Genomic DNA, 24,716 nt, shown 5'->3' with positions numbered 1-24,716 from the left:
CATCCGGTTTGTTCCGGAATATCCATTTTCCTCTGCGCATATTAGTAACCCCTTCTTCATTAGAATGAGAGCGACACGTAAATAAGCCAGTGAAATAACGATCCCGCTATTTTGCCAAGAACGATGGCCATCACTAGACTCATGACGTTATGTTCCATCCCGACCCTTTTCGCAAGAATAGGAAATACATTCAGCACCTCTGTTAACGCTGCAGCCAGCATACCGACAAAAATCCCCGCAGCAAGACCGACAGGGACCGTTAAAAGGCCGGGTAAAGAGAACCGGATCGGATGAAGAACGGCGATTGTCCCAAAAACCCCGCCGCCTGTTACTGCCAGTTCGTACGACCGTACAGCTGATTTGGTACCGGTCAGCTGCACCAGCCTTGGTATTATTCCGAGAACGGAAATAAAGGCGACAAATCCGCTTCCAACCGCCAGCCCGCCGCTTATACCTACGAAGATGATAATCAGGACTTCGACGGCCATTTTGAACTCCGGTCAGACTTCGTTTCCGCTGCATATTCTTCCATGTCCTGACGGTATTGAAACATTTCGATTTCCAGTGGACTCGGTTCTTTATTCAGTCTTTTTTTAAAGAGACGGTTAAAAAACAAAATCATCCCAAGTCCAAGGCCGAAGGAATAAGGAATCTGCAGAAGCAGCGGCTGTTCCAGATGTTTTCCGGTAATCAGCTGATAGATCGTCTGATGCACCGCCAGCATACTTACATCTTCATGAAAATTCATAATGGCCAGAGCCGCTCCGGTAAAGAGCAGAAACCAGACGAGCAGAACCGGAATAAGCTTCGTCTGCCGGCGTCCCGAATGGATATCGACCACAACCTGCGGCCTCCCGAGAATATTCACCTCAAGGTCCGGATATACCGAATGGATACGGGCAAGCACGGTCAATCCATCGATCACAATGTGATGTTTGTCCTGTGCTGTCACCTGATGCACTCCAACATTCAAAACCTCCGACACGATCTCTTTTTTGCCTTCAACACGTGCAACGTCTTTCACAAGCAGATGATCCCCCATCAGCACGGGACCTGGTGAAAAAAATTGCAGATATATGCTATGAGCCATCTCCATTCTCTCCTTTGGCTTAGTATGACAGCCTCCGGTTCATGCTATACGAAAAAAGCCAGTCATCATTCCGATAACTGGCTTTTCATCTTTTCAAGTATTCGCTTTTCAAGACGTGATACCTGTACCTGCGATATGCCAAGCCGCAGGGCGACTTCCGACTGCGTATTGTCTTTATAGTAACGGAGATATACAATCACCCGTTCTCGTTCTTCAAGCTGTTCCACAATTTCCTTCACTGCAAGCTGATCAAACCATCTGCTGTCTTTTTGATCCGCAATTTGATCAATCAGTGTGATAGGATCCCCGTCGTTTTCATATATCGTTTCATGAAGGGAAGAAAGAGACCTTGCAGCCTCCGTCGCAAACACTATCTCCTCGGAAGGCACGTCGAGCTTTTCTGCGATCTCATTCAGACCGGGGGATCTTCCCATTTCCTTGGTCAGTTCTTCTTTGGCTTTCCGGACACGGTTATTCAATTCCTTTAAGGAACGGCTCACTTTTACCGTACCATCGTCCCGGATAAAACGCTGAATTTCACCGATAATCATCGGGACCGCATACGTGGAAAACTTCACATCATACGAAAGATCAAATTTATCAACCGATTTGATTAATCCGATCACACCGATTTGAAATAAATCTTCCGGATCATATCCCCGGTTGATGAAACGCTGGACGACAGACCAGACAAGTCTCGTATTGTGATGGACAATCTCATCTCTTGCTTCCTGGTCTCCATCATGGCTTTTCTCTATCAACCCTCTGATTTTATCATCCTGCAGAGGCTGCTGTTTTTCCAGTTTAGTATTCATGCAGAGTCCCCTTAATTGCAGAGTGTACGGGCACCGGCCAGCCTTTTTTTCAGGTAAACCGTTGTCCCGGTTCCAGGCTCTGAAATAATTTCGACCTCATCCATGAAATTCTCCATAATCGTAAATCCCATCCCGGACCGTTCCATTTCCGGCTTCGTTGTATACAGTGGTTCTTTTGCCTGCTCAATATTGTCGATTCCGCCTCCATCGTCTTTGATGGTGATTTCGATCGAGTCGGTTTCGATCTTTACCAGAACACGGATCGTTCCGGCCGGATTCTCATCATATCCATGGAGAATGGAATTGGTTACCGCCTCAGACACGACCGTTTTCAATTCCGTCAGTTCGTTCATATCCGGGTCGAGCTGAGCCGCGAAGGCACCTACGCTCACCCTTGCAAATGCCTCATTTTCACTTAATGCGGAGAATTCCAGTTTCATCTCATTTTTCATCCTCAGGCTACCCCCAATATCCGTAGTGCATCTGTCTCCCTGTGTTCGAGCCGCAGAATTTTAAACAGTCCGGACAATTCAAAAAGTCTCTTCACCGGTGCTGAAATGGAACATACGACCATTTCTCCTCCCAGTTTTCGAATCTGTTTGTACCGTCCGAGAATAACTCCGATCCCCGAACTGTCCATAAACGTAAGCTCCTCCAGATTCAACACGATATGATGCGGGCGGTATTGTTCCATGTGCTCTTCCACCTGCCCTCGGAGTTCTCTTGATGAATGATGGTCAAGTTCCCCGCTCAGGCGGATGCACATCACATCACCTACCTGCTCCATGTTAACGGTAAGACTCATTTTCTCCCCTCCAGTCCACGTAATTAGAATGGTTCACTGCTCTGTTCTTGAACCAGTTTCCCTTTTCCTTCACGCCTGACAAAACTAGTGTTATTTCGTTAAAAAATCCCTCAGGATACGTTTCCCATCATCCTCTGCAGAGTTCGGCCGAACAATTCCGTCCAACCCGCCGGCTCAACATCTTCTTTTAAAACAAGATCCGATTCGGATAACAGGTCATTATCATGAAAGTACCGAATCGTTCCGACCTGTTCTCCTGAAGAAGCAGGAGCTGTCACAATTCTTTCAGCGGTTATGTCTTCGGTAATAGTTCCGGCATCCTGACCTTTGCGGAGGACAACACCCGCATCTCCCTTAAGAACCGCTTCTGCATTAGTGTGTTTTCCTTTTTCCACAGGCACTGACGTTACGGTATCCCCTTCTTTGGCAAGAGCGTGATATTCATATTTCCCGAATGCATCATCAAGCAGCGAGGCAGTAATCTGGTTTCTTTCTTTCGGGGAATCCGCTCCCATCACTACGGTAACGATTCTCATGTTTTTCTTTTGAGCTGTGGCTGTCAGATTGTACCTGGCTTCTTTGGTGTATCCGGTTTTCAGCCCATCCACGCCTTCATAATGGCGGACCAGTCTGTTCGTGTTGACCAGCCAGAATTCGTTCTCTTCTCCCTTTCTTAAGTAATCTTCATACTTTCCGGTATATTGCAGAATTTTCTCGTGCTGCAGCAGTTCACGGCTGATTACAGCCAAATCTTCCGCCGATGTATAATGATCCTCTGCCGGCAGTCCGGTCGTGTTCTGAAAATTGGTATGTTCAAGGCCCAGACTTTCTGCTTTTTCATTCATTTTTTCAATAAAAGCTTTTTCCGATCCGGCAATATGTTCGGCCATCGCGACAGATGCATCATTTGCTGAAGCCACGGCGATACCTTTGAGCATCTCATCGACTGTCATGGTTTCCCCCTCTTCAAGAAAGATCTGCGATCCACCCATCGAAGCTGCTTTTTCACTAGCCCGGATCTTATCATCAAGCTGTATCTCTCCTTCTTCAAGTGCCTCCATAATTAAAAGCATCGTCATGATTTTTGTCATGCTGGCCGGCGGCAGCTGCTTTGTTTCATTTTTTTGATACAACACCTGACCTGTGCCCGCTTCTATCACGTAAGCAGATACCGCGTCTTCGGCTGCATCCTCAAACTGCGCTTTGGCTTCACCACTGGCAAAAAGAATGGCAGCTGCTGCAACGGCTGGTATCCATTTCACTATTCCATTATTTCCCAAAAACCAGTCACCTCCCAATTCCGTTTCAGTTTTAGTATTTCCAATGATTTCTTCGTATATACAAAAAAATCTTCAGGATAGTCATCCTGAAGATCTAAAACTTAATCGTTTAAATGGAGTCGTAAATCAGCGCTGGTTTTTTCACCTGCTGCGGGGAAAAGCTGTAGGCCTGCCGGATCATGTCAGCGGCTGACGTTGTGTCAGCCTGAGTGGCATGGATAACTGCGAGTGTGTCTCCTGCCGCGGCATAATCCCCGATTTTTGCTTTCAGTTCAATACCTGCCGCATAGTCAATCTCGTCATCTTTGGATGCGCGTCCTGCCCCAAGCATCATCGCAGCCTGACCGATTCTTGCTGCCTGCATCCGGCTCACGTATCCACTTTCCTGTGCCGTAACCGCTGCCTGCTTTTCTGCTGCGGGAAACAGGTCAGAATTGTCGATTGGAGCAGGATTGCCTCCCTGACTCTGCACGAACTGTTTCATTTTTTCAAGCGCGGTGCCGTCGTTCAGCACGCTTTCTACAAGCTTTCGACCTTCTTTTTCATCCGTTGCTTTTCCGCCTAGGACAGCCATGTGGGATGCCAGAGTAACACTTAATTCGTGCAGATCCTCCGGTCCGTTCCCGCGGAGCGTCTCCACAGCTTCTTTGACTTCCAGGGCATTGCCGACAAAATGCCCGAGAGGCTGATCCATATTGGAAATAACAGCCATCGTTCTTCGGTTCAGTGAATTCCCGATATCCACCATGGCATATGCCAGTTTTTTTGCTTCCTCGAGACTTTCCATGAAAGCGCCCGACCCCGTCTTCACGTCGAGCACAATCGCATCCGCACCGGCAGCGATTTTTTTACTCATTACGGAACTGGCTATAAGGGGAATCGAATTCACTGTACCTGTGACGTCCCGGAGTGCATACAGTTTTTTGTCGGCGGGTGTCAAATTCCCGCTCTGCCCGGCAACGGCGAGCTTATTCTTATTAACGAGATGAACGAAATCCTCCTGGTCCATTTCCGTACGGAACCCTTCAAAAGCCTCCAGTTTATCAATCGTTCCTCCCGTGTGACCAAGTCCCCGTCCTGACATTTTGGCAACCGGAATATCAAGCGCTGCAACGAGAGGACCAAGGATCAACGTTGTTTTGTCTCCTACTCCGCCTGTCGAATGCTTATCTACTTTTATTCCATCAATTGCCGATAAATCGAGCTGGTCTCCCGATCCTGCCATTTCTATCGTTAGCGCAGCCGCTTCCTTCTGCGTCATTCCCTGGAAAAAAACGGCCATCGCAAAAGCGGAAGCCTGATAATCAGGAATGTCTCCGTTGCTGTAGGCTTGAACAAACCAGGTGATTTCTTCATTGGAAAGCTCAAACCCATCTCTTTTCCTGGAAATAATATCAACCATTCTCATCGTCAGCACCGTACCTTTCCTTCGTTATATAGAGGAGTTCGAAGTCAGTATCTCCTTGACCAGAGAAATAAAACGGGGTTTCGTACGGGATGCGGTCTCCATCACTTCTTCATGGGACACCCCTTCGATTTCTTCGCCGACAGCCATATCTGTGATGCAGGATATACCGAGCACTTTCAATCCGGCGTGGTTGGCGGTGATCACCTCGGGAACGGTGGACATACCTACCACATCGCCTCCCAGCCGGCGCAGCATAATAAGTTCTGCAGCTGTCATGAAGGAAGGGCCGGAAATTCCGGTATATACTCCTTTCTGCAGAGAGAATCTAAGATGTTCCGCGGCTTTCACGGCTGTCTGTTTCCAATCGCTGTCATAAGCCCGGCTCATATCCGGAAACCGCGGTCCCAGACTTTCATCATTCGGGCCGAGCAGTGGATTTGATCCGGTTTGATTTATATGGTCTTCGATGACCATCAGATCTCCCGGTCTGAACGACGGGTTCATGGCGCCGCAGGCATTGGTCACAATCAGCGAGCGTGCTCCGAGCGCTTTCATGACACGGACCGGAAACGTTACTTCCTGCATGGAATACCCTTCATAGTAGTGAAACCGTCCCTGCATGGCGATCACGTTCTGCCCCTGCAGCGTACCCGCCACAAGACGGCCGGCATGACCTTCAACGGTTGAGACCGGAAAATGGGGAATGTCTTCATAATCGACTTTCACGGCGTTCTCTATTTCCTCAGCGAGATCACCAAGTCCGGAGCCGAGAATCAAGCCGATATCCGGATTGACAGTGATGGTCTCCTGAAGATAAGCGGCGGCTTCCTGCGTTTTTTTTGCCAGTTCTTCCATGTTATTCGTCTCCTTTTTCCAGTCGTCCAATAATTTCTTTCATCAGCTGCAGAAAATCTCCGCGTACCTTTTCCGTTGTTTCGATAACTTCATCATGGCTGAGCGGCTGATCCAGGATGCCTGCCGCCATATTCGAAAGACATGATATACCAAGAACCCTCATTCCTGCATGGTTTGCGCTGATCACTTCAGGAACAGTGGACATGCCTACCGCATCCGCACCCAGTGTCCGGATCATCTTCACTTCAGCCGGTGTTTCATAGGCCGGTCCTGTGTTGGCAGCGTAAATCCCCTTCTGCAGAGTGATTCCAAGGGAGGAGGCAGCGGACTCCGCTGTCTCTATGAGTTCTTTGGAATAGGCCGATGACAAATCAGGAAAACGCGGGCCGGTAGATTCATCGTTTTGTCCGATGAGAGGGTTATCCCCGAGCAGATTCAGATGATCTTTAATGACCATCAAATTGCCGGGGGAAAAGGTTTCATTCACACTGCCCGCGGCATTGGTGACGAGCAGATTTTCTACGCCGATACGGCGCATGACCCGCACCGGGAACGTTACGTCCTGCAGGGTGTAGCCTTCATAATAATGAAACCGGCCCTGCATGGCAATTACTTCCCGGCCCTCCAGCGTTCCTGCGACAAGCTGTCCGGCATGCCCCTCTACAGTAGACACCGGAAACCCGGGAATATTTTCGTATGGGATTTTTACCGGATCTTCTATTTCATCAGCCAGCACTCCAAGTCCGGAGCCGAGAATAAGCCCCGTCTTCGGTGCTGCATTTATTTGTCCGCGGAGGTAGTCAGATGCTTCTTCCAAAAGGCTTGTCAATGTCATTATTCCCCTCCTGATTGATGTACCTGCTGCAGGAAACTTTCCCCATGTTCAGGCAGTGTAATTCCGAAGTTGTCCGCGATGGTGGCACCAATGTCGGCAAACGTCATCCGACGCCCCAGATCATCTCCGTGCGCCGCCCTTTTTGTATAGACGAGGAGCGGAACAAGTTCACGGGTGTGGTCAGTACCGTGGTGAACGGGATCATTGCCGTGGTCCGCGGTAATGATAAGGAGATCATCCTCACGGAGCTCATCCAAGAGCGCCGGGAGACGGGAATCGTACTCTTCCAGAGCCTGTCCGTAGCCGTCGGGGTCGCGGCGGTGTCCGTACTTTGCATCAAAATCCACCAGGTTCAAAAAGCTGATCCCGTGAAAATCTTCTTTCGCGGATTCGGTTATTTTATTCATACCATCCGAGTTGGATTCTGTCCGTACCGCTTCTGTGATGCCTTCTCCGTCATAAATGTCACTTATCTTGCCGATAGCGATACTGTCGAGACCGGCGTCTTTCAATTCATTCATCACGGTGCGGCCAAATGGTTTAAGCGCATAATCGTGGCGGTTAGATGTCCTCTCAAACGCTCCGGGTCTGCCGATAAACGGCCTTGCAATCACTCTGCCGATCATATAAGGAGCGTCATAAGTAAGTCCCCTTGCTTTTTCACATATACGGTGAAGCTCTTCCACCGGTACTATTTCTTCATGGGCGGCAATCTGCAGAACTGAATCCGCAGACGTATATACAATTAACGCCCCGGTTTCCATATGTTCTTCCCCAAGTTCCTTAATAATTTCCGTGCCGGAAGCCACTTTGTTCCCAATAACGCTTCGTCCTGATACCTCTTCCAACTGCTGTACGAGTTCACTTGGAAAACCATCCGGGAACGTACGGAACGGTTCACGGATATGGAGCCCCATGATTTCCCAGTGGCCGGTCATGGTGTCCTTGCTGTTTGAAGCTTCCTGCATGATCCCGTATGACGCCGCCGGATACTCCACCGGTTTGATACCTTCTGCTTTTTTTATGTTTCCAAGACCGAGCTGTTCCATCTCCGTCATCTTAAGCCCGCCGCGGTGCGCGGCAGTATGACCGAGGGTATCCGCTCCGGCGTCCCCGTACTCTGCAGCATCCGGGGCCTCTCCAATACCAACGGAATCCATCACAATCAGAAATATTCTTTGAAATGATTCGTTTGTCATGTACATGCTCCTCTCTTTTCTTCGTTACGCTCTGGGATGATAATGCAGATATACGTCTTTCAGTTTCCGGTTGGAGACATGCGTATATATCTGTGTAGCGGAAATATCCGCATGTCCCAGCATTTCCTGTACAGCTCTCAGGTCCGCTCCGTTCTCCAGAAGATGGGTCGCAAAGGAATGGCGCAGTGTATGGGGGGTCAACGACTTCTCAACTCCCGCCTTCGCCGCCGATTCCTTCAGTATTTTCCAGAACCCCTGCCTGGAGAGCTTGTTTCCATGATGATTAACAAACAGCACATCATGCCTTTTCTTTTTCATTAACGCCGGTCTTGCTTTCTGCACATATTCTTCAACAGCATCGGCGGCCGCTTTACCAAGCGGAATGATGCGTTCTTTATTCCCTTTTCCGAGACAGTGTACAAAGCCCATCTGCAGATGAATATCCCCGGTTTCCAGACTGCACAGCTCGCTGACCCGGAGACCGGTGGCATACATCAATTCAAGCATGGCTTTATTCCGTTTGGCAAAAGAGCTTGTCCCTGCGGCTTCGGTCAAAAGAGCCTCTATATCGGTGGTTGATAACACGTCCGGGAGTTTTTTTCCGGTTTTAGGAAGTTCGATGAGTTCAGAAGGATCCTTTACCGTTCTCTGTTCCCGGAGCAGAAATTGGTGAAAAGCCCGGATAGAAGAAATAGTTCTTGAAATCGTGGACGAAGAACGTCCGTTTTCTTTTAAGTGGTGCAAAAATGCCACGATCGAAGAACGTTCGATATGCTGCACCTGTGTGATGTTATGTTCCAAAAGATAATCAATGTACTGCCCAATATCCCTCTCATACGAGCGGAGGGTATTGTCAGCAAGCCCCTTTTCCACTTGACAGTAATGAATAAAATCGAGTAGATCCGTCTTCAACTGCGTTCCCATCCTTTTCCCGGTTACAGACGGGCAGATAAGCATCATCACCAAGCACCTGCCTAGCGTCCGTTTCCGTTTTGCGGAGCCGGTCATCCCCTTCATACGTTTCACTCAACCATATAATACCATAGTAAAAGGTGAGAAGGCACGCACTGAAAATAATAAAAATTTTAAATGCCTCCATGATATGTGACAAGGCTTTCCTCATGGACAATCTTCCTTTCTTTCAATCTCATAAACATCTTCTCTGAAAGAAAGAAAGATTATACCTAAAAAATAAAAACCTCTTCCCGGCGAAAAGGTTTTTATTATGCCTTATTGGCTTCTTTATTCACATGTTCTCCGCTGTTTTTTTCCTGTTCTATGCAGCGGTGGCAGACGCCGTGAAACGTAAGACGGTGATCTTTTATTCTGAAATTCCAATTCGCTTCCACTACTTTTTCAACGTCACCGAGAAGATCTTCCTGGATTTCATCTACCGATCCGCATTCAATACAGACAAGGTGATGGTGAAAATGGTCGGCGCCCTCCTTGCGGAGATCATACCTTGACACCCCGTCGCCAAAATTAATTTTATCGACGACTTCCAGCTCATTAAGCAGTTCCAGTGTGCGGTATACCGTGGCAAGGCCGATTTCCGGGGCTTTTTCTTTGACAAGCAGATAAACATCTTCTGCGCTCAAGTGGTCTTTCTCATTCTCCAGAAGTACACGGACTGTCGCTTCCCGCTGCGGTGTAAGCTTGTAGCTTTGAGAATGAAGCTGTTTTTTAATTCGATCAATACGCTGTTCCATCATGAACCTCCCCTGACATCAACTATAATAAATTATAGTGATTTTCAAGAAAGGTGTCAATTGATAATGATAACAGAAATTATTTTATATTAATTATAAAGTGATAATAATTATCACTGAACCCAGTTTAAAACATTCTTAATCAAAACCGGCGAAACATACCCTTCCACCGCTGCTGCGCCGCATATACCGAGAAGCAGACATCCAGCCGCAGCCGCTGATTTTAACAGTACACGCGGCACATGTACCGATTTTTTCCTCTGGAACAGGTGTTTAATCATGCTCAGTGAAATACTGATCGAAATAACAGCCATAATGATATAGGAGGGTATGATAATCACATTCTGCAGAAAGATCGACGAGAATGCGAGGAAAAAACCGCCGCTACCCATCTGCTGTACGAGAAATCCTATTGTAAATCCAGAAACGACACCTTTTAAAAACAACAGGATCAGAATAAAAGGAACACCGGCCACAGAAAGCCCGAGAACCCACATGAGTATCAGATACCCGGCATGGCGTGACAGGCTCTGCAGAAATATATGATGGGGAGCCATGTCCGCCCCTTCCCGAAACTGCGAAAAAAACTGACTGACAAATCCATTCAGGTCATTTTTCAAATCCATGGCGAGACTGTTCACGAGAACGGCACCAAACATAACGCCCATAAAAAGCAGTACAATGGAAAACCAGTACAGCGAACGATATTCCAGCCAATGCCTGCGAAGATATTCATGCAACGATTCTATCATAAAAGAAAGAGCCTCCCTGCTTTTCGGACATGTTATACTCTATGACCAGGGAGACTCTTCTATTACCCATTCTATCATTCAGCCTCGGCCCAGCATGAGATGCTGCACCGCGTACATCGTTTTGGCATCATGAATTTTTTCTTCCTTGATTAACTGCTGCGCTTCCTCGAGCGATACTTCCACCAATTCTACAAACTCATCCTCATCGGTTGATGTCTGCCCTTCGACGACCCGTTCGGCTTCATAAAGATGAATGATTTCATCCGCAAATCCGGGGGACGTGTAAAAGGAGGCTGTTTTTCTCAGCCCTTCTGCGCGGTACCCTGTTTCTTCCTCCAGTTCCCTAGCGGCAGAAAGTTCAGGATCTTCGCCGGGCTCCAACTTCCCTGCCGGAATTTCAAACAATTCTTTTTCCAATGCTTTCCGGTACTGTCGGACCATGATGATGCTGCCGGATGGAGTCTTTGCGATAACGGCCACCGCTCCGGGATGATTCACCACTTCGCGCTTTCCCGTCCGGCCGTCCGGGAGCTCTACATCATGTACCCGGACATCGATAATCTTCCCGTTATATATTGATTCCTTATGTAATGTTTTCTCTTCATAATCCATCTTCATTTACCTCCTGTTTTCGAAAAATATAAGCAAGCGGTGCCAGAACGCCTTTTATAAAATCAGGATCACCGGTGATACCGGCGCCCATGGAATAAAGCGTCTTTCGATTTTGTTCATACCACCCAAGCCACGTGTTGAACCAGTCGTCGATATTTTCTTCCACTATGGTTACCCGGGTATTCTCATGCAGAAAGTGAAGCTGCTTTTTCACATACATCCTTTTCTGCCCTGTCAGCACCGGCAGAACGAGAGTAGAAGGGGCATAGGTAAAAACGTGCAGCGGAGTAGTCGTATGATGGCTCACTCCGTAATGACGTGTCCGCTGTGCACGAAAAGAAAGACGCGGAATCCAGAGCGCATTCCCTTCCAATGAACCAATCAGATTGGCCCACTCGGCCAGTACCATGCCGCTGAAGCCATACGGCGTATTGGTTCCTGTTGTACCGGGCCCCATCGACAGGATCACAAGGTCCACCCTTTTTTTCAAGACGAGCCACTGCATCGCATTTACGACATTCACCGACTCCGCAGAACCTCCGAATGCCTGTCCGGCCGTAACCACCCACACATTTCTCTTTTGTTTCCACTCCGTCATATGATCACTCAAGCCGGCCGCCAGAGACGCTTCATCCGAAAGGACCACCCCTATGCTCAGCCTTTCATTCAGCATCGAAACAGCACTAAGCAGAATAGGAAGCATGCTGTGAAGCTCAGCCAGAAGAACAGGTGTCCTCTTCAGTGAAAGCGGCTGATTAAAAACATCGTAATCCGGATGTTTTGGATCATCGACAGAAAGAACACTGTGCTGAAACGGTGTGTACCGGGCTTTCATAATATGCCCGTGCCCAGGGAGTACATAGTTGTTGTGACTGGTGGACAGGACAATATCCCACCCCCCTGTGCCAAGACGGAGCATCGAAGCAGTGGTGTTGACTTTCACATCGTCTCCCTCCTCCACGGGAGGAAAGGAGCATAAATACAAATACGCCCGGCCGGATCCTCCATCTGTTTTAAGCTTCTGATAATCTGTGGTTCTCTCGAGAACTGCTGTGACCTTTACCGTAAGCGCTGTGTACAAGATACATCACCCCGTATTACTATACGCTATGTCCAGCTTTATATTTCCTCTATTTTGCCGTGCGGTTACAGTTCACTTTCCACCAGTTCCTCCAGATCATCAACTTCCACCGGTCCGACCGTTTTGTCCACAATCGTCCGGTTCCGCCCGATAATATATGTTGTTGGGAGCCGCTGAATATTGTAAAGGTCCGCTACTTTCCCCTCCTTATCAATCATAGCGGGAGAGCGGGTCATATTATACGTTTCGACAAAGTTCCGCGGTTCTTTTTGATTCCGCTCAAATGAATTCATGTTAACGGTCAGAACGGTCACTCCCCGGTCCCGGTAAGACTCCTGAAATTCCATCAAAGCTGGAATCTCTTCTGTACAAGGTCCACACCAGGACGCCCACATGTTTAAAACAATGACATCCCCTTCATAGTCAGACAAACTCCCCTCTTCCCCGTTATACATCGGAAGTTCAAAACGGGGCGCGGCATTACCAATATCAGCACCTACTTTCTGAAACGAAATACTGGAAAACAATACATAGGCAACCGCCAACACACTTACTCCGAGAACAAGCATTGTAATATATTTGCGCTGCAGCATCTCTTTTTTTATCCTCCATTCCTGTCGTGATGCAGATCCCTGTCTCTATTTTACCAGCATGCCTGTCCTATTCCTATCATAGGAATAGGACGGAGTGTTGTCGAATCAACCGCCGTCTAATTTTATCTTTCCTGTTTCATGATGTTCTGCTAAACTAACAAGGGATTATTTTCGGACTTTATCCCGTAAGGAGTGGAATCTATGAGTATACTGGAAGCACTTATTTTCGGTATTGTACAGGGAATTTCAGAATTCCTGCCTATATCCAGCACCGCCCACATTATTATTGCCCAGTTTCTTTTCGGCCGTACGTTTCCGGGGCTGTCGTTTGAAGTTATCCTTCACCTTGGTTCCATTGTTGCGGTGGTGCTGTATTTCCGGCGCGACTGCATTCAGTTGACACGTACTTTTTTTCGTTACATAAGGAAACGCCGCGCCGGTGACAGAGCCGAATTTTTCTTCGGGCTGTACATTATAGCAGCTACTTTCATTACAGGAATTCTCGGTATCTTCCTGGAAGACGCCCTGGCCGGCACAATGAAGACACCGGTCTTTATCGCTGCAGCTCTGGCACTTACCGGCGTATTTCTCATCTTGATTGAAAGAGTTCATGAGACAGGAAACCGTACAGAATCAGAGATGACGTTTATGGACAGCATTATCGTAGGACTTGCGCAGACAATAGCTGTCATACCAGGTATTTCCCGTTCCGGAAGTACGTTAATTGCTGCTTTGTATGCCGGACTGAACCGGAGAACAGCGGTCCGTTATTCGTTTTTACTCTCTATTCCGGTTATTGCCGGTTCTTCTGTTCTTGCGTTTGAAGACCTGAGTGTCGGAGGGATGGCTTCCATCGGCACTTTGCCGCTTCTTATTGCCTTTGCGGCGTCTTTTGTCACGTCATGGATCGGGATTGTCTGGCTGATCAATTTTCTTAACAGTGGAAGGCTGCTCTATTTTGCTCTGTACTGCTTTGCTCTGGCTATTCTCACGATCACTTTCATTGACCGGATTCCGACTGGAACGGCGAATTAAAACATTACGGCAGACCCCTTCTATTTTTCTGAAGCCCCGAACAAAGATCCCGAATGCTGCAGCAGCACATTCGGGATCTTTCTGTTGGGACAATCTCTATGCTTCTCCCGCTGTTCCATTGTTTACATTAATGGTTCTGCAGACCGGGTCCGGGGTGTACCGGCTGTGATTCCAGCTTTTGCAGCCGATCGGCGTGTTTCATAAAATAAAAACGGATGCTGTCGACAAGAGCCTGCCAGCTGGCTTCCACAATATTTCCGGAAACACCGATGGTACTCCACGTTTCTTTTCCATCCGATGACTCAATCAATACCCGGACAGTGGAAGCGGTCGCTTCTGCTTCATCAAGGACACGCACTTTATAGTCTGACAGGTACATTTCATGAACGAGCGGATAGTATTCGCCTATCGTTTTGCGGAGTGCATAATCGAGCGCATTGACCGGGCCATTTCCTTCCGCGGCCGTCATTACTTTTTCTCCCTGTATATCCATCTTAACGAGCGCTTCTGTGCTGATGGCGCCCTCATTCTCTTTCTCAGCAATGATTTTGAAATGATCAAGGTAGAAGTAATCATGGTTTTCACCGAGTCCGTTCCGGATTAACAGCTCGAACGAAGCTTCCGCTGCTTCGTACTGATAGCCCTGGTGCTCCATCTGTTTCATTTTTTCCATGATTTCTTTCACCGCGGGGTCCGTTTTATCCAGCGGAATGCCTAGTTCTTCCGCCTTGAACATCAGATTGCTCTGTCCGGACAATTCGGAAACAAGCACTCTCCGTTCATTACCGATTTTTTCAGGTTCAATGTGTTCATAGGTTTCAGGATGTTTCAACACGGCACTGACATGCATGCCGCCTTTGTGGGCAAACGCGCTTTTGCCGGTGAAAGGCTGGCTGTCCGGCGGTGTCTGATTGGCCAGTTCATGAACATAGACAGCAGTTTCTGTGAGCTGGGGGAGTTTCTCCTCTTTTAGACAAGGGATTCCCATCTTCATCTGAAGGTTCGGAATAATGGAAATAAGATTGGCATTGCCGCACCGCTCCCCGTACCCATTAATGGTTCCCTGCACATGGTCTGCTCCGGCTTTTACGGCTTCAAGTGTATTGGCTACTGCAAGCTCTCCATCATTATGACAGTGAATCCCTGTGGAAATGGTAGTACGGGCATGCACGACCTTCAGTATGTCGGCTATTTCAGACGGCAGTGATCCGCCATTCGTGTCACAGAGAACAAGACAATCGGCTCCTGCTTCCTCCGCCGCAGTAAGCGCTTTTAGAGCATAGTCCTGGTTATGTTTATACCCATCAAAAAAATGTTCCGCATCAAATATGACTTCCATCCCTTTTTCCTTCAGGAAACGAATGGAATCATAAATCATGGAAATATTTTCATCGAGAGAGGTCTGCAGTGCTTTTTCAACATGGAAATCCCATGCTTTTCCGAATATCGCCGCTGCTTCCACTCCACTTTCAAGAATTCTCTGCAGATTGGGGTCATTCTCTGCTTCTACGCCGGGTTTTCTCGTACTACCGAAAGCCGTAATGACCGCTGAATGAAAAGATAAGTTTTTTGCCTCTTCAAAAAAATTCATATCTTTTGGATTACTTCCCGGCCATCCGCCTTCAATATATTTCACACCGAGATGGTCAAGTTTTTGGGCGATTTTCAGTTTATCATCCACCGACAAACTGATTCCTTCTCCCTGCGTGCCGTCGCGCAGTGTTGTGTCGTATAGTTTCACTTGAGAAACCACAAAGCATCCCTCCCTTGGCGTGCTGTGTTGTGCAGTTGTACTAGTCAAATCATAACCACCAGTATAGCATATGAATGCCATATTGACTATCTCTGCCGGGCACCTGAAGTTTTTCACCAGCAGCCGGATTTCAGCGGTTTTTCTTGTTCAAAAGCCTCTGCAGGTGCATGGCTATGTAAACACTCTCATCTTCAGGGATAGTCAGTTCTTTTTCCTTTTTCAGTACCAGTACTGCCTGCCGGGCAGCTTCACAGCTTTCCGGATACTTCTCTTTCATCATGTTCACCATATCCAGCGGGGCTTTCATGAGCTCTTCCTTGTGCTCCGCCGCCTGGACTGCTACGTTCAGGTGATTGATAAGACCTTCATAAGCCAGGGTACGCCGGGGAAACATGGTATGCAGCGACTCTTCCATGATTGTAATCATCCGGTGCAGCACAGCGGTATGCTCTTTTAAACCGGCAGGCGATGTTTTATTCCGGCCGGCGGCATAAAGATGCAGCGCCAGAAAACCTGTTTCATCGTAGGATATCTCGTAACCGGAATTCCAGGTGAGTCTCTGGACTGCTTTTTCCGCTGAACGGAATGCTTCCGGATACAGCGTCTGAATTTCCTCCAGCAGATAATTCACGATATGAGAGCCTTCAGAAAGACGTTTCAGCAGATGGATCAAATGATCAAACAAAAGAGCATAGGAATGATTATCAAGATAGAGATCCAGCTGCTGTTCCATCCAGTATACCAGATCCTGAATGATATCGGTTTCCCATTCGCCGGCTTTTTCAAGAAGATCAGTGAACGTTGAATCCTGATTCCGGGAAAGGACAAAAAGTTTTTCGATTTTTTCCGGATCGATGATATCATGCTTCTTTTTCTGAAAAGCAATACCGGAACCTATGGCAACTTTCTCTTCTTCGTGATCCATGACCACCGCTGCGTTATGGTTTAAGACTTTCTGCACAATCATGTCGACCTCTCCATTTATGTCATACCGGTTCAATCCGGAATAACCCATGTTTATTTCACTGTCACGTTTATCACTTCCGTCTCGCCTGCCGTTACTTCCGATGCTTCCTTGTATTCCATCGCGGCAATCTGCGAACTTTCTGTCAGGATAAGCGGAGTGACAGCACTTTTCGCCCGTTTTCCGACTTGTTCAAGTGAAAAATCGATGAGCAGCTCCCCTGCTTCCACCTGCTGGCCTTCTCTTATATGGACATGAAATCCTTCCCCATGTCTATCCACCGTCTCAAGACCGATATGAAGCAGAATATCCAGTCCTTCATCGGATTTAATGCCGACGGCCTGATTCGTTGGAAACACCTGAAGCACCCTTCCTTTAACCGGGGACAAAAGTCTGCCCTCTTTCGGTTCCACCGCAAAGCCGTCCCCCATCATTTTTTCGGAAAAAGTAGGATCGGGGACATCTTTGAGGTCGATGTAAGTCCCTGTAACCGGAGCTGTGATGACTACTGTCTTTGTATCATGACGTTGTAAAAACTTTTTTAACATGGGTTCCCACCTCTTTCTGAGGATCGATTGCCCTCTTTGTCTCCGCCTCATCTGACATGCGCTTTTTGTGTTGTGTTTTTATCTTATATCACAACGGTCAAAGAGGGCAATACGTAATGATTCATTTATACAGGTTCCCTTCCTGCTCGTCCAATAATTTGTTTTGACACAGAAGAGAGTGGGACAAAAGTAAAATAGGTGGCAGAGAACTCGAATGTCTTGCGGTGTTATTCAAGAACTGTATAGTAGTGGAGCCAAAATGCTTCGACTCCAGCGGGAACAGCACGAGTCTCAAGACCCCGCAGGAAGCGGTTTTCTTCCGAGGAGGCTTGAGCCGTGCCCGCGGCAAAGAAGACACGATGAGCCCCAGCGAATCGATGTCGCCCTTGTGCTCTGGAGTGAAAGCGAAGCATTTTGGCGCAGCGGTTTATCTTAGAAACGAAGAATGCCGAACGATTCGAAAAAATCGTTCGGTATTCTTCTATCTTATAAAGGTTTTGTCTCATTCTCTTTTTAAACAGTTTTGACGCCGTTTCAGCTCTTATTTAATTTTAATATCATAGGTTTCCAGCCACTTATTGACTTGGTAGAAATAGGCGAGCAGCTGCGGACCTTTCATGAGCTGGCCGAACCACGGGCGGGAAATGGATGAATTTCCAGAGATGAGTTCTTTCAGCTGCTCTGGATCCATCAATTCATGCAGCGGAGCATTCTTATCATGAAGAACATCTCTTAGCATTGAAGTCACAATTTCTGTATAGCGGGGATGATGGGTTTTGGGGTACGGATTCTTCCTGCGGTACAATACATCCTTTGGAAGAACAGGCTCAAGCGCTCTGCGCAGTATACCTTTTTCTGTGTCCCCAAGTCTTTTCCAGTCCGAGGGAATATTCCAGACATACTGTACCAGCTCATGATCCGCGAAAGGTACCCTTACTTCAAGTCCGGTCCTCATACTCATACGGTCTTTTCTTTCCAGAAGCGTCTGCATAAACCACTGCATGTTCAGCCAGGACATTTCCTTATGCGCTTTTTCCACACTGTTTTCCTCCCCGGAAAGGGGCGCTGCCTCGATCGTTTCTTTATAACGCTGGTAGGCATATTCCTTCAGATCAAGCTTTTTCCTCCAGTCCGGATGCAGCAGGGACTGCCGTTCATGGAGAGAGTCCATCCACGGAAAACCTTCCCGGTCCAGAAGTTCCTGCTTATAAAACCATGGATACCCGCCGAATATTTCATCAGCACATTCCCCGGATAAAGAAACGGATGCGTGCTTTTTAATCCGTCCGCAAAACCATAGCAGCGAAGAATCAATATCCGCCATTCCAGGAAGATCCCTGGCATATACGGCTTCTTCCAGCTTTTCAGCCAGGGTGTCAACCGGCAGTACTTCGTAATGATGCGCCGTGCCGAAGTCTGTTGTCATCTGATTAATGTAATAGCTGTCACTGTCCGGCTGAAACATATCCGCTTTAAAGTATTTATCATTGTCTTCATAATCAATGGAAAATGTCCGAAGTGCCTCTTTATGATGCTTTGCAGCAAAGGCCGTTAATGCACTGGAGTCAAGCCCTCCGGATAAAAAGGTGCTGATCGGTTTATCCGATACGAGTTGTTTGACAGCAGCCTGATGAAGGTAGTGGCGCACCGCTTCCGCCGTATCTTCTATGGAATCTGAATGAGGCAGACTCCGCACATTCCAGTAACGGGTGGTTTTGATTCCCTCTCGTGAAATAGCTGCTGTATGTGCCGGTTTCACTTCATGGATATTTTTGTAAACGCCGCAGCCGGGTGTACGGGAAGGTCCGAGACTGAACAGTTCCAGAAGTCCCTGTTCATCAACAGCGCCTTCCACTTCGGGGTGGGCAAGCAGGGCTTTGATTTCTGAACCAAAAATTAATCCACTTTTTGTCTCGGTGTAGAATAGTGGTTTCACTCCCATCCGGTCTCTTACAAGAAACAGTGTTTCGTCCGTTTCATCCCAGACGGCAAAAGCAAAGATGCCGTTTAACCTGTCTACACACGACTGCCCCCACTCTGCGTAGGCGTGCAGAACAACGGAAGTATCCGAATGAGAAGAGAAGGAATGCCCGCGTGTTTTCAGTTCCTGCCGTACCTCTTCTGTATTATAAAGTTCACCGTTATATACGATGACGAACCGGCGGCCGTTAATATGCTCGGCCATAGGCTGCCTGCCGCCTTCCGGGTCTATGATAATGAGCCGCGTATGCCCAAAACCGATATGATCAGCCAGGTACGTCTGCTGATCATCCGGCCCCCGGAATCGAAGGGTATCTGTCATGTTCTCCAGTTCTTTCCTATGCTGTCTCATATCCCTGTCAAAGAAAAGCCAGCCGGTTATCCCGCACATATCCATAACCCCTTTCTGCCCAATTCTCTTTCTCTGCATGTTATGAGCAGGACAGAGATATGTGAACAAAAAGAGGGAGAGACAACTCAAAATGAATTACCCAAATATGGAAGATTGATAAAAGACCGCTGTATGCAGACGGCCGTGTAATATAAAGGCCGGTGCAGAATACAAATCCGGCCGGTTCCGCATTGTACCGGAAAATGCAGAGAAACCGCCCGGATCGTCCATTCCGCTTCCAGCTTTCTGTAAAGGATCCCTGCCTGTATATCCCATTAAAACCGGGTATACCTGTTTAATACAGCATCCACCGCTCCACCGTAACTCTCACCGAAAATATTCAGATGGACCAGAAGATAATAAAGCTGATAGATCGGTTTTCGTTCTTCAAACAACGGATCTGGTTTATGATACTCTTCATAGGCCCGGTACACCTTGTCGGAAAAACCTCCAAACAATTGCGTAAAAGCGAGTTCAAATTCCTGGTCTCCGTACCAGACAGCCGGGTCAATAAGTACGGGATGACCCTTCCTGCCCGGCAGCCAGTTGCCGCCCCATAGATCCCCGTGGAGTTTCACCGGACGGTTATGATCCGGAATCCACTCATGCAAATGATCGAGAAGCCGATACGCTTTCTGTGAACGTTCCGACTGAAGACGACCAAGAGAGCGTCCGAGTTCAATCTGCGGAAGAAGCCGCTTATTTCGTAAAAAAGGCAGCCACGAACTTTCCCAGCCGTTAATCTGAGGAAGTTCACCGATGAAATTGTCTTCTTCGAGACCGAAGATCGACCCTTCTACAGCGTGAAGCGCTGCTATTCCATGTCCAAGTTCTTCTTCCGTGTGAGCACTCGTTGTGCCGGTGACAGCGTCCATGACAATAAAATGTTCGCCCCAGGTATACACGTCAGGCACAGGCAGAGCCTTTGCTTCCTGAAGAAACTGGAGACCGAGGGCTTCCTGACGGAAAAAATCAACCGGTGCTTCCTCGTGCCACTTTATAAAGTAGGACGTTTCGACCGTTTCAACAAGATAGGCCCGGCTGATACTTCCTCCCGACAACTGTCTGACGTTTTCTATTTCTCTTTGTTCTCCTGCATCCCGTAGAGCTTTCTGCAGAAATTCCATCATATATTTTCCCGCTTTCGGATCCATTCCAGCAATCCAGCAGAACTTGTATGTATAAGATCAAACACTTCTTCAAAGCCGCCGGTCAAATAAGGATCCGGCACATCTTTTCCCTGCCTGTCCGGATGAAAATCAAGCATCTTTTTTCGGCAGGCATGCGTTTGTTCAAAAAGAGCGTTCATATTCTTATCATCCATTGCAATAATATAATCAAATGCTGCACCATCGTCTTCTGCCAACTGTCTCGCTTTCATATTTTCTGACGAAATGCCGTGGCGCTCCAGTATATTCTGCGTTCCTTCATGCGGTGGTTTTCCAATGTGCCAGCGGCCGACACCGGCGGAATCAATCCTGAAGACATTCTCAAGCCCCGCCCTTTTGACTTTGTCACGAAATACGGCCTCCGCCATCGGAGACCGGCAGATATTGCCGAGACATAAAAACAGTACGTTTACACTCATTGTTTATGGCACCTCATTTACACTTATTATAACGCATCCGCCCGTCCATGCAATCAAAAAAGCGGAGCATGTATAACGAAACGGTGCCTGGAAATCTTCAAACACCTATAAGAAAAGCGTATCCGATCCTTTTATGCAGGCATCGAAAACGCTGAAAATTCAATCCCCGACTCTAAACAGCTGCGGGGTTACACATACATGTTCACAAGAAGTCCTTTAATTTCACCGACCTTATCCAAAATATCAATACCGGATTTCTGTTGGTCCATCACGGAATTTGTTAAATCCATCAACTTTTGATCGACTTCTTCGACGATTTTATACACTTTTGTACGTCCACGACGGTTGAAACCGTGTTTTTCTTCAAGATGCAGTCCCTGTTCCACGGATTCCATAAAGTCTTTTACCAGTTGTTTATACTTTTTCAGTTCATCCACGGTTCGAGATTCCGCCAGAGCTTTTCCCTGATCATCAATGTCCTGAATCATTTTGGTAAAGCGCTCGTAAGCTTTTTCATTCCGCCGTTTGTCCATCACTTCTGAAAACTGGACACCTGTTTTCGGAGCTTCTTTTGCTTTTTTGGAGGGAGGTGCAGTTCCTGTCTGCATAATTTTTTGGATATCCATCTTCTACACACCTTCATGACATTCTATGAGTATTCTACCATATCTGTCGTTTCTGGTAACACAGCGCGGGGCATAAAAGAAAATTAATATTTTCTTTCCATTTCTTCGATTAGAAGAAGTACCTCTGCAATAACAGAGTACAGCTGGGGCGGTACGTTTTCGCCAAGATCCATATCAAGCAGGCTTTCAAGCAGTCCGGGGTCTTCCTGCAGATATATATTATTTTCTTCAGCCAGGGAAAGAATATGTTTGGCTGCTTCCCCCGATCCTCGTGCGGTGACTCGGGGAGTCTCCCCGTCATCATACTTTATTACGGCCGCGGAAGGACCATTCTGCAGCTTCCGTTGAATGTGATTAAAGTAGCCGGTATGACTCATATTTTGTAATCGAATCCTTTCATCGTTTCAAATGGGTGATCCACTGGTTCCGGACGTTCTTCAGCTTCAAATTCGTTGTTCTGATTCAGAATGTCCGTTTGTTCCCTGCTGGCTGTGGACATAGGCTGGTAGCGGATATCCTGAATGTTATAGCCTATCTCATTTATCGATTCTGCTGCTTGATCTACAAGCGGAGCCATTGTTTTTTCGAAATCGGGATCGTCGTTTTTCAGGGTGATGGCAAGTTGTCTGTCAAAAGCGTGAACCATGATTCCAGTCTCACCGAGGGAGGGGGTCTCAATCAGAAAGTACAGGTTGCAGTTCTCCCAGTCCATTTCTCCCTGATCCTGACGTGCCTGCACATATACCTGCAGATCTTCCATGTTTTCCTTCATGGGGACTGGAAGGTTAAACAGCAGCTGCTGCATATTGTTTCCCTGGTCGGTTTTACTCATCAGCTGCTGGCCTGTCAGATTGGAAAGAGCCTGACTGGACTTTTGCTGCAGGCTGCTGTCGTTCTCATGTTTCATCAGCTGCATCAGAGCGTCTTTCATGTTCTGCTGCATAGTTACGTTTTGAGACTGCTGTCTTTGGGACGTCGTAAGCATCTGACCTATTTCCTGTTCGCGGTTGAGACCGAGCGTTCGGACAAGCTCAAACACCTGGCGGGAAGAAGGTTCCTGCAGAGCTGCACGTGCCTGATCCGCTGTATACTGAACGGCCCGCTGCATTCCCATGTTCCGGGCGGCCGTTTCTTCGCGCGCGATAACCTGTTTCACTTTCTGCTCCGACGCTTTGAACTCCATGGCTTGAACCGACTGCCGGACTTCATCGACCACTTTCCACGCCGACTTAACATCCCCGCTTGACAGCAGCTGCCTGGCTTCTGAGAGACGGGTGCTCGCCTGCAGCATGCTTCGTTCCGTTTTCATGTCTGTAAACAGTGTAAAATCACTTCGAAGAATGGAACGGTCCAGTTTGTGGATCGCTGCTTCAAGTACCTGTTTGGCCTGGGGAGCTGTCTGACGGTTCTGTTCAAGCATTTTACCGGTCTGCTCCAGCTGCTTTATCGTGTTCTGCTGCATCTGCTGGAATTCATCCGTTATTCTCACCATACGGTTGGTAATCGTTGTTTCCAGCATGGGTTTTGTCTCCAAAGGAATCGATGCCCGTAGTTCTGCGGCTGCCTGTGCTGCGTTTGCCTGGAAAGCGGCGGCTGCGGTTACTCCAGCTGCCGGGGCCCCCCCTTGCTCGCTGGAGGACGCTGCGCCGGAACCCGTCCACTGATCCAGAGTATTGACGAGGCGCCCCCGCCCTGATTCTTCCAGCTGCACCATTTGATCTGTCAGCTTTACCATACGATTCATATCGTTTTTTTTGATGCCGGATTGCTGCAGTACCCGCTGCAGCTCCTGATTGTCAGCCCCGGACACGGATGAAGATACAAGCGCCTGTATATGCCTGAACAGCTGATCAGAATCGGAAGCCGCCCCCTGTTTCTCCGACAAAACGTTTTGGAGGGCCTGCATCAGCCTGTCTTGTCCGGTTCCGGCTAAAAACTCTGCTTCCTGTACTGCTTTTTCCAATGCGGCAGCTGCTTCCCGTGAAAGATCCGGATGAGAAAGAATATTGTTTTTCACTGCTTGTACTGCCTGATTCAGGGATCCTCCCTGCTGTAAGTTCTGTTTAATGGCTGCTGCCGCCTCACGTATCTCCTTGTTCTGGGAAGCAGATGCTGCCTGCAGTGCACGCTGCACAACTTTTTCTATTTGAGGGACGCCGTCCGAGCCCGATCCCGCTTTGGAAGACGTCCATTCATTTATAAAATCCGATGTCTGCCTGCTCTTGTGCAGGCTTTCATGGATGCTCCGGAGATTCTCTGATGTCATGGACACTTCTTTACCTGCAGCTGCTTTAATCGTATTTAATTTCTGTTCTCGTGTTCCATCCACCTGCTCCATAAACCGCTGCACAGAAGCGGCACTGTCTTTTGTTAGAGGTGACCCGGACTGAAGCATAATGTTGGCGGCTTTTGTCATGCCCTCAGAAGGGTTCTGCACCCCCATTTGTTTCAAAATGCCCGACGTCTTCAGCGCAACGGCATTTCCTCCTGATTGTTCCTGTAACACACGGACTTGGAGCGCTCCTTCCTTATTACCTGTGACCTGGAACGCTACCTGGTTATTCGACGGCATCCCGCCCTGAAAGGATGCTTTTATTTTCGTTCCCTGCAGATCCAAAAGAGCTCCGCCTTTGCTGTTTTGTTCGAGAATACGGCCCCGGTAGACTCCTCCTTCCTGCATGCGGGCTGCTCCACTTCCGCTCCGTCCTGAAAATGAATATGTAGGTGCCTGCATCCTTCCACCCCCGTTTTCTTCATCTCTCTATTTATATCGGATCACTGTTTCATTTTTTAATAA

At 47.9% G+C, this 24,716-nt stretch carries 27 protein-coding genes; 1 reads left to right on the top strand and 26 read right to left on the bottom strand.

The window, feature by feature from the left end; translation table 11 throughout:
- Positions 1 to 59: 59 nt before the first annotated feature.
- The 17 genes from BM124_RS04270 to BM124_RS04190 all read right to left on the bottom strand — a co-directional run bounded on the left by BM124_RS04270 (position 60) and on the right by BM124_RS04190 (position 13,034).
- Complete coding sequence (locus BM124_RS04270; protein ID WP_093335475.1) at positions 60 to 488, bottom strand: stage V sporulation protein AB; 429 nt, start codon at positions 486 to 488, stop codon at positions 60 to 62.
- Positions 470 to 1,090: a stage V sporulation protein AA gene (locus BM124_RS04265; RefSeq protein ID WP_093335473.1), complete on the bottom strand. Its 621-nt coding sequence runs from the start codon at positions 1,088 to 1,090 to the stop codon at positions 470 to 472. Before BM124_RS04265 ends, BM124_RS04270 begins: the two co-directional genes overlap by 19 nt.
- A 65-nt stretch (positions 1,091 to 1,155) precedes the next feature.
- Complete coding sequence (gene sigF, locus BM124_RS04260) at positions 1,156 to 1,905, bottom strand: RNA polymerase sporulation sigma factor SigF (protein ID WP_093335471.1); 750 nt, start codon at positions 1,903 to 1,905, stop codon at positions 1,156 to 1,158.
- Positions 1,906 to 1,916: 11 nt separating this feature from the next.
- Entirely contained in the window at positions 1,917 to 2,357 is a 441-nt protein-coding gene (gene spoIIAB, locus BM124_RS04255) for an anti-sigma F factor (RefSeq protein WP_093335470.1), read from the bottom strand.
- 2 nt (positions 2,358 to 2,359) lie between these two features.
- Positions 2,360 to 2,710 (bottom strand): anti-sigma F factor antagonist, encoded by a 351-nt coding sequence (gene spoIIAA / locus BM124_RS04250; protein WP_093335468.1) that lies wholly within the window; start codon positions 2,708 to 2,710, stop codon positions 2,360 to 2,362.
- Positions 2,711 to 2,820: 110 nt separating this feature from the next.
- Entirely contained in the window at positions 2,821 to 3,990 is a 1,170-nt protein-coding gene (locus tag BM124_RS04245; protein WP_244504224.1) for a D-alanyl-D-alanine carboxypeptidase family protein, read from the bottom strand.
- A gap of 109 nt (positions 3,991 to 4,099) precedes the next feature.
- A complete protein-coding gene (locus BM124_RS04240) occupies positions 4,100 to 5,398 on the bottom strand; it encodes a pyrimidine-nucleoside phosphorylase (RefSeq protein WP_093335551.1) in 1,299 nt (432 codons plus the stop codon).
- 24 nt (positions 5,399 to 5,422) lie between these two features.
- Complete coding sequence (locus BM124_RS04235; RefSeq protein WP_093335467.1) at positions 5,423 to 6,253, bottom strand: purine-nucleoside phosphorylase; 831 nt, start codon at positions 6,251 to 6,253, stop codon at positions 5,423 to 5,425.
- 1 nt (position 6,254) lies between these two features.
- Positions 6,255 to 7,088, bottom strand: coding sequence for a purine-nucleoside phosphorylase (locus BM124_RS04230; protein WP_093335465.1), 834 nt, complete (start codon positions 7,086 to 7,088; stop codon positions 6,255 to 6,257).
- A complete protein-coding gene (gene deoB, locus BM124_RS04225; RefSeq protein ID WP_093335463.1) occupies positions 7,088 to 8,287 on the bottom strand; it encodes a phosphopentomutase in 1,200 nt (399 codons plus the stop codon). Before deoB ends, BM124_RS04230 begins: the two co-directional genes overlap by 1 nt.
- A 24-nt stretch (positions 8,288 to 8,311) precedes the next feature.
- Positions 8,312 to 9,199 (bottom strand): site-specific tyrosine recombinase XerD, encoded by an 888-nt coding sequence (gene xerD / locus BM124_RS04220; protein ID WP_093335462.1) that lies wholly within the window; start codon positions 9,197 to 9,199, stop codon positions 8,312 to 8,314.
- The gene (locus BM124_RS19650) at positions 9,141 to 9,386 is read right to left on the bottom strand and encodes a DUF4227 family protein (RefSeq protein WP_170840958.1); all 246 of its coding nucleotides are present in this window, start codon (positions 9,384 to 9,386) and stop codon (positions 9,141 to 9,143) included. The genes xerD and BM124_RS19650 overlap by 59 nt, the downstream gene beginning before the upstream one ends.
- Positions 9,387 to 9,510: 124 nt before the next feature.
- Positions 9,511 to 9,996, bottom strand: a complete 486-nt coding sequence (fur, locus tag BM124_RS04210; RefSeq protein WP_093335458.1) for a ferric iron uptake transcriptional regulator — start codon at positions 9,994 to 9,996, stop codon at positions 9,511 to 9,513.
- Positions 9,997 to 10,109: 113 nt separating this feature from the next.
- The gene (gene spoIIM, locus BM124_RS04205; protein ID WP_093335456.1) at positions 10,110 to 10,748 is read right to left on the bottom strand and encodes a stage II sporulation protein M; all 639 of its coding nucleotides are present in this window, start codon (positions 10,746 to 10,748) and stop codon (positions 10,110 to 10,112) included.
- Positions 10,749 to 10,826: 78 nt separating this feature from the next.
- Positions 10,827 to 11,360, bottom strand: coding sequence for an NUDIX hydrolase (locus tag BM124_RS04200; RefSeq protein WP_425288516.1), 534 nt, complete (start codon positions 11,358 to 11,360; stop codon positions 10,827 to 10,829).
- Positions 11,350 to 12,345, bottom strand: coding sequence for a DUF3866 family protein (locus BM124_RS04195; RefSeq protein ID WP_280139709.1), 996 nt, complete (start codon positions 12,343 to 12,345; stop codon positions 11,350 to 11,352). The genes BM124_RS04200 and BM124_RS04195 overlap by 11 nt, the downstream gene beginning before the upstream one ends.
- A 161-nt stretch (positions 12,346 to 12,506) precedes the next feature.
- Positions 12,507 to 13,034 (bottom strand): TlpA family protein disulfide reductase, encoded by a 528-nt coding sequence (locus BM124_RS04190; RefSeq protein ID WP_093335449.1) that lies wholly within the window; start codon positions 13,032 to 13,034, stop codon positions 12,507 to 12,509.
- Positions 13,035 to 13,235: 201 nt separating this feature from the next.
- On the opposite strand from BM124_RS04190, the gene BM124_RS04185 reads away from it, so the two are divergent.
- Complete coding sequence (locus tag BM124_RS04185; protein WP_093335448.1) at positions 13,236 to 14,069, top strand: undecaprenyl-diphosphate phosphatase; 834 nt, start codon at positions 13,236 to 13,238, stop codon at positions 14,067 to 14,069.
- 127 nt (positions 14,070 to 14,196) lie between these two features.
- On the opposite strand, the gene cimA is transcribed toward BM124_RS04185, so the two are convergent.
- The 9 genes from cimA to BM124_RS04135 form a co-directional block, all read right to left on the bottom strand.
- Positions 14,197 to 15,822, bottom strand: a complete 1,626-nt coding sequence (gene cimA / locus BM124_RS04180) for a citramalate synthase (protein ID WP_170840956.1) — start codon at positions 15,820 to 15,822, stop codon at positions 14,197 to 14,199.
- Positions 15,823 to 15,952: 130 nt separating this feature from the next.
- Complete coding sequence (locus BM124_RS04175) at positions 15,953 to 16,789, bottom strand: PRD domain-containing protein (protein WP_170840955.1); 837 nt, start codon at positions 16,787 to 16,789, stop codon at positions 15,953 to 15,955.
- Between the two features lie 50 nt (positions 16,790 to 16,839).
- A complete protein-coding gene (locus BM124_RS04170) occupies positions 16,840 to 17,334 on the bottom strand; it encodes a PTS sugar transporter subunit IIA (RefSeq protein ID WP_093335442.1) in 495 nt (164 codons plus the stop codon).
- Positions 17,335 to 17,875: 541 nt separating this feature from the next.
- Positions 17,876 to 19,705 carry an asparagine synthase (glutamine-hydrolyzing) gene (gene asnB / locus BM124_RS04165; protein WP_093335440.1) on the bottom strand — a complete coding sequence of 610 codons (1,830 nt, stop codon included), beginning with the start codon at positions 19,703 to 19,705 and terminating at the stop codon, positions 17,876 to 17,878.
- Between the two features lie 275 nt (positions 19,706 to 19,980).
- On the bottom strand, positions 19,981 to 20,859 hold the full coding sequence (locus BM124_RS04155) for a fructosamine kinase family protein (protein ID WP_244504222.1): 879 nt from the start codon (positions 20,857 to 20,859) through the stop codon (positions 19,981 to 19,983).
- Positions 20,832 to 21,293 (bottom strand): low molecular weight protein-tyrosine-phosphatase, encoded by a 462-nt coding sequence (locus BM124_RS04150; protein ID WP_093335437.1) that lies wholly within the window; start codon positions 21,291 to 21,293, stop codon positions 20,832 to 20,834. Before BM124_RS04150 ends, BM124_RS04155 begins: the two co-directional genes overlap by 28 nt.
- Before the next feature lie 188 nt (positions 21,294 to 21,481).
- Positions 21,482 to 21,919 carry a YaaR family protein gene (locus BM124_RS04145; protein ID WP_093335435.1) on the bottom strand — a complete coding sequence of 146 codons (438 nt, stop codon included), beginning with the start codon at positions 21,917 to 21,919 and terminating at the stop codon, positions 21,482 to 21,484.
- Positions 21,920 to 22,002: 83 nt separating this feature from the next.
- On the bottom strand, positions 22,003 to 22,296 hold the full coding sequence (locus BM124_RS04140) for an EscU/YscU/HrcU family type III secretion system export apparatus switch protein (RefSeq protein WP_093335434.1): 294 nt from the start codon (positions 22,294 to 22,296) through the stop codon (positions 22,003 to 22,005).
- Positions 22,293 to 24,653 carry a hypothetical protein gene (locus tag BM124_RS04135; RefSeq protein WP_093335432.1) on the bottom strand — a complete coding sequence of 787 codons (2,361 nt, stop codon included), beginning with the start codon at positions 24,651 to 24,653 and terminating at the stop codon, positions 22,293 to 22,295. Before BM124_RS04135 ends, BM124_RS04140 begins: the two co-directional genes overlap by 4 nt.
- Positions 24,654 to 24,716 lie beyond the last annotated feature (63 nt).

This window comes from Salibacterium halotolerans (assembly GCF_900115625.1).
Taxonomy (GTDB): Bacteria; Bacillota; Bacilli; order Bacillales; family Marinococcaceae; genus Salibacterium; species Salibacterium halotolerans.
This window is presented reverse-complemented; position numbering and strand designations above follow the sequence as displayed.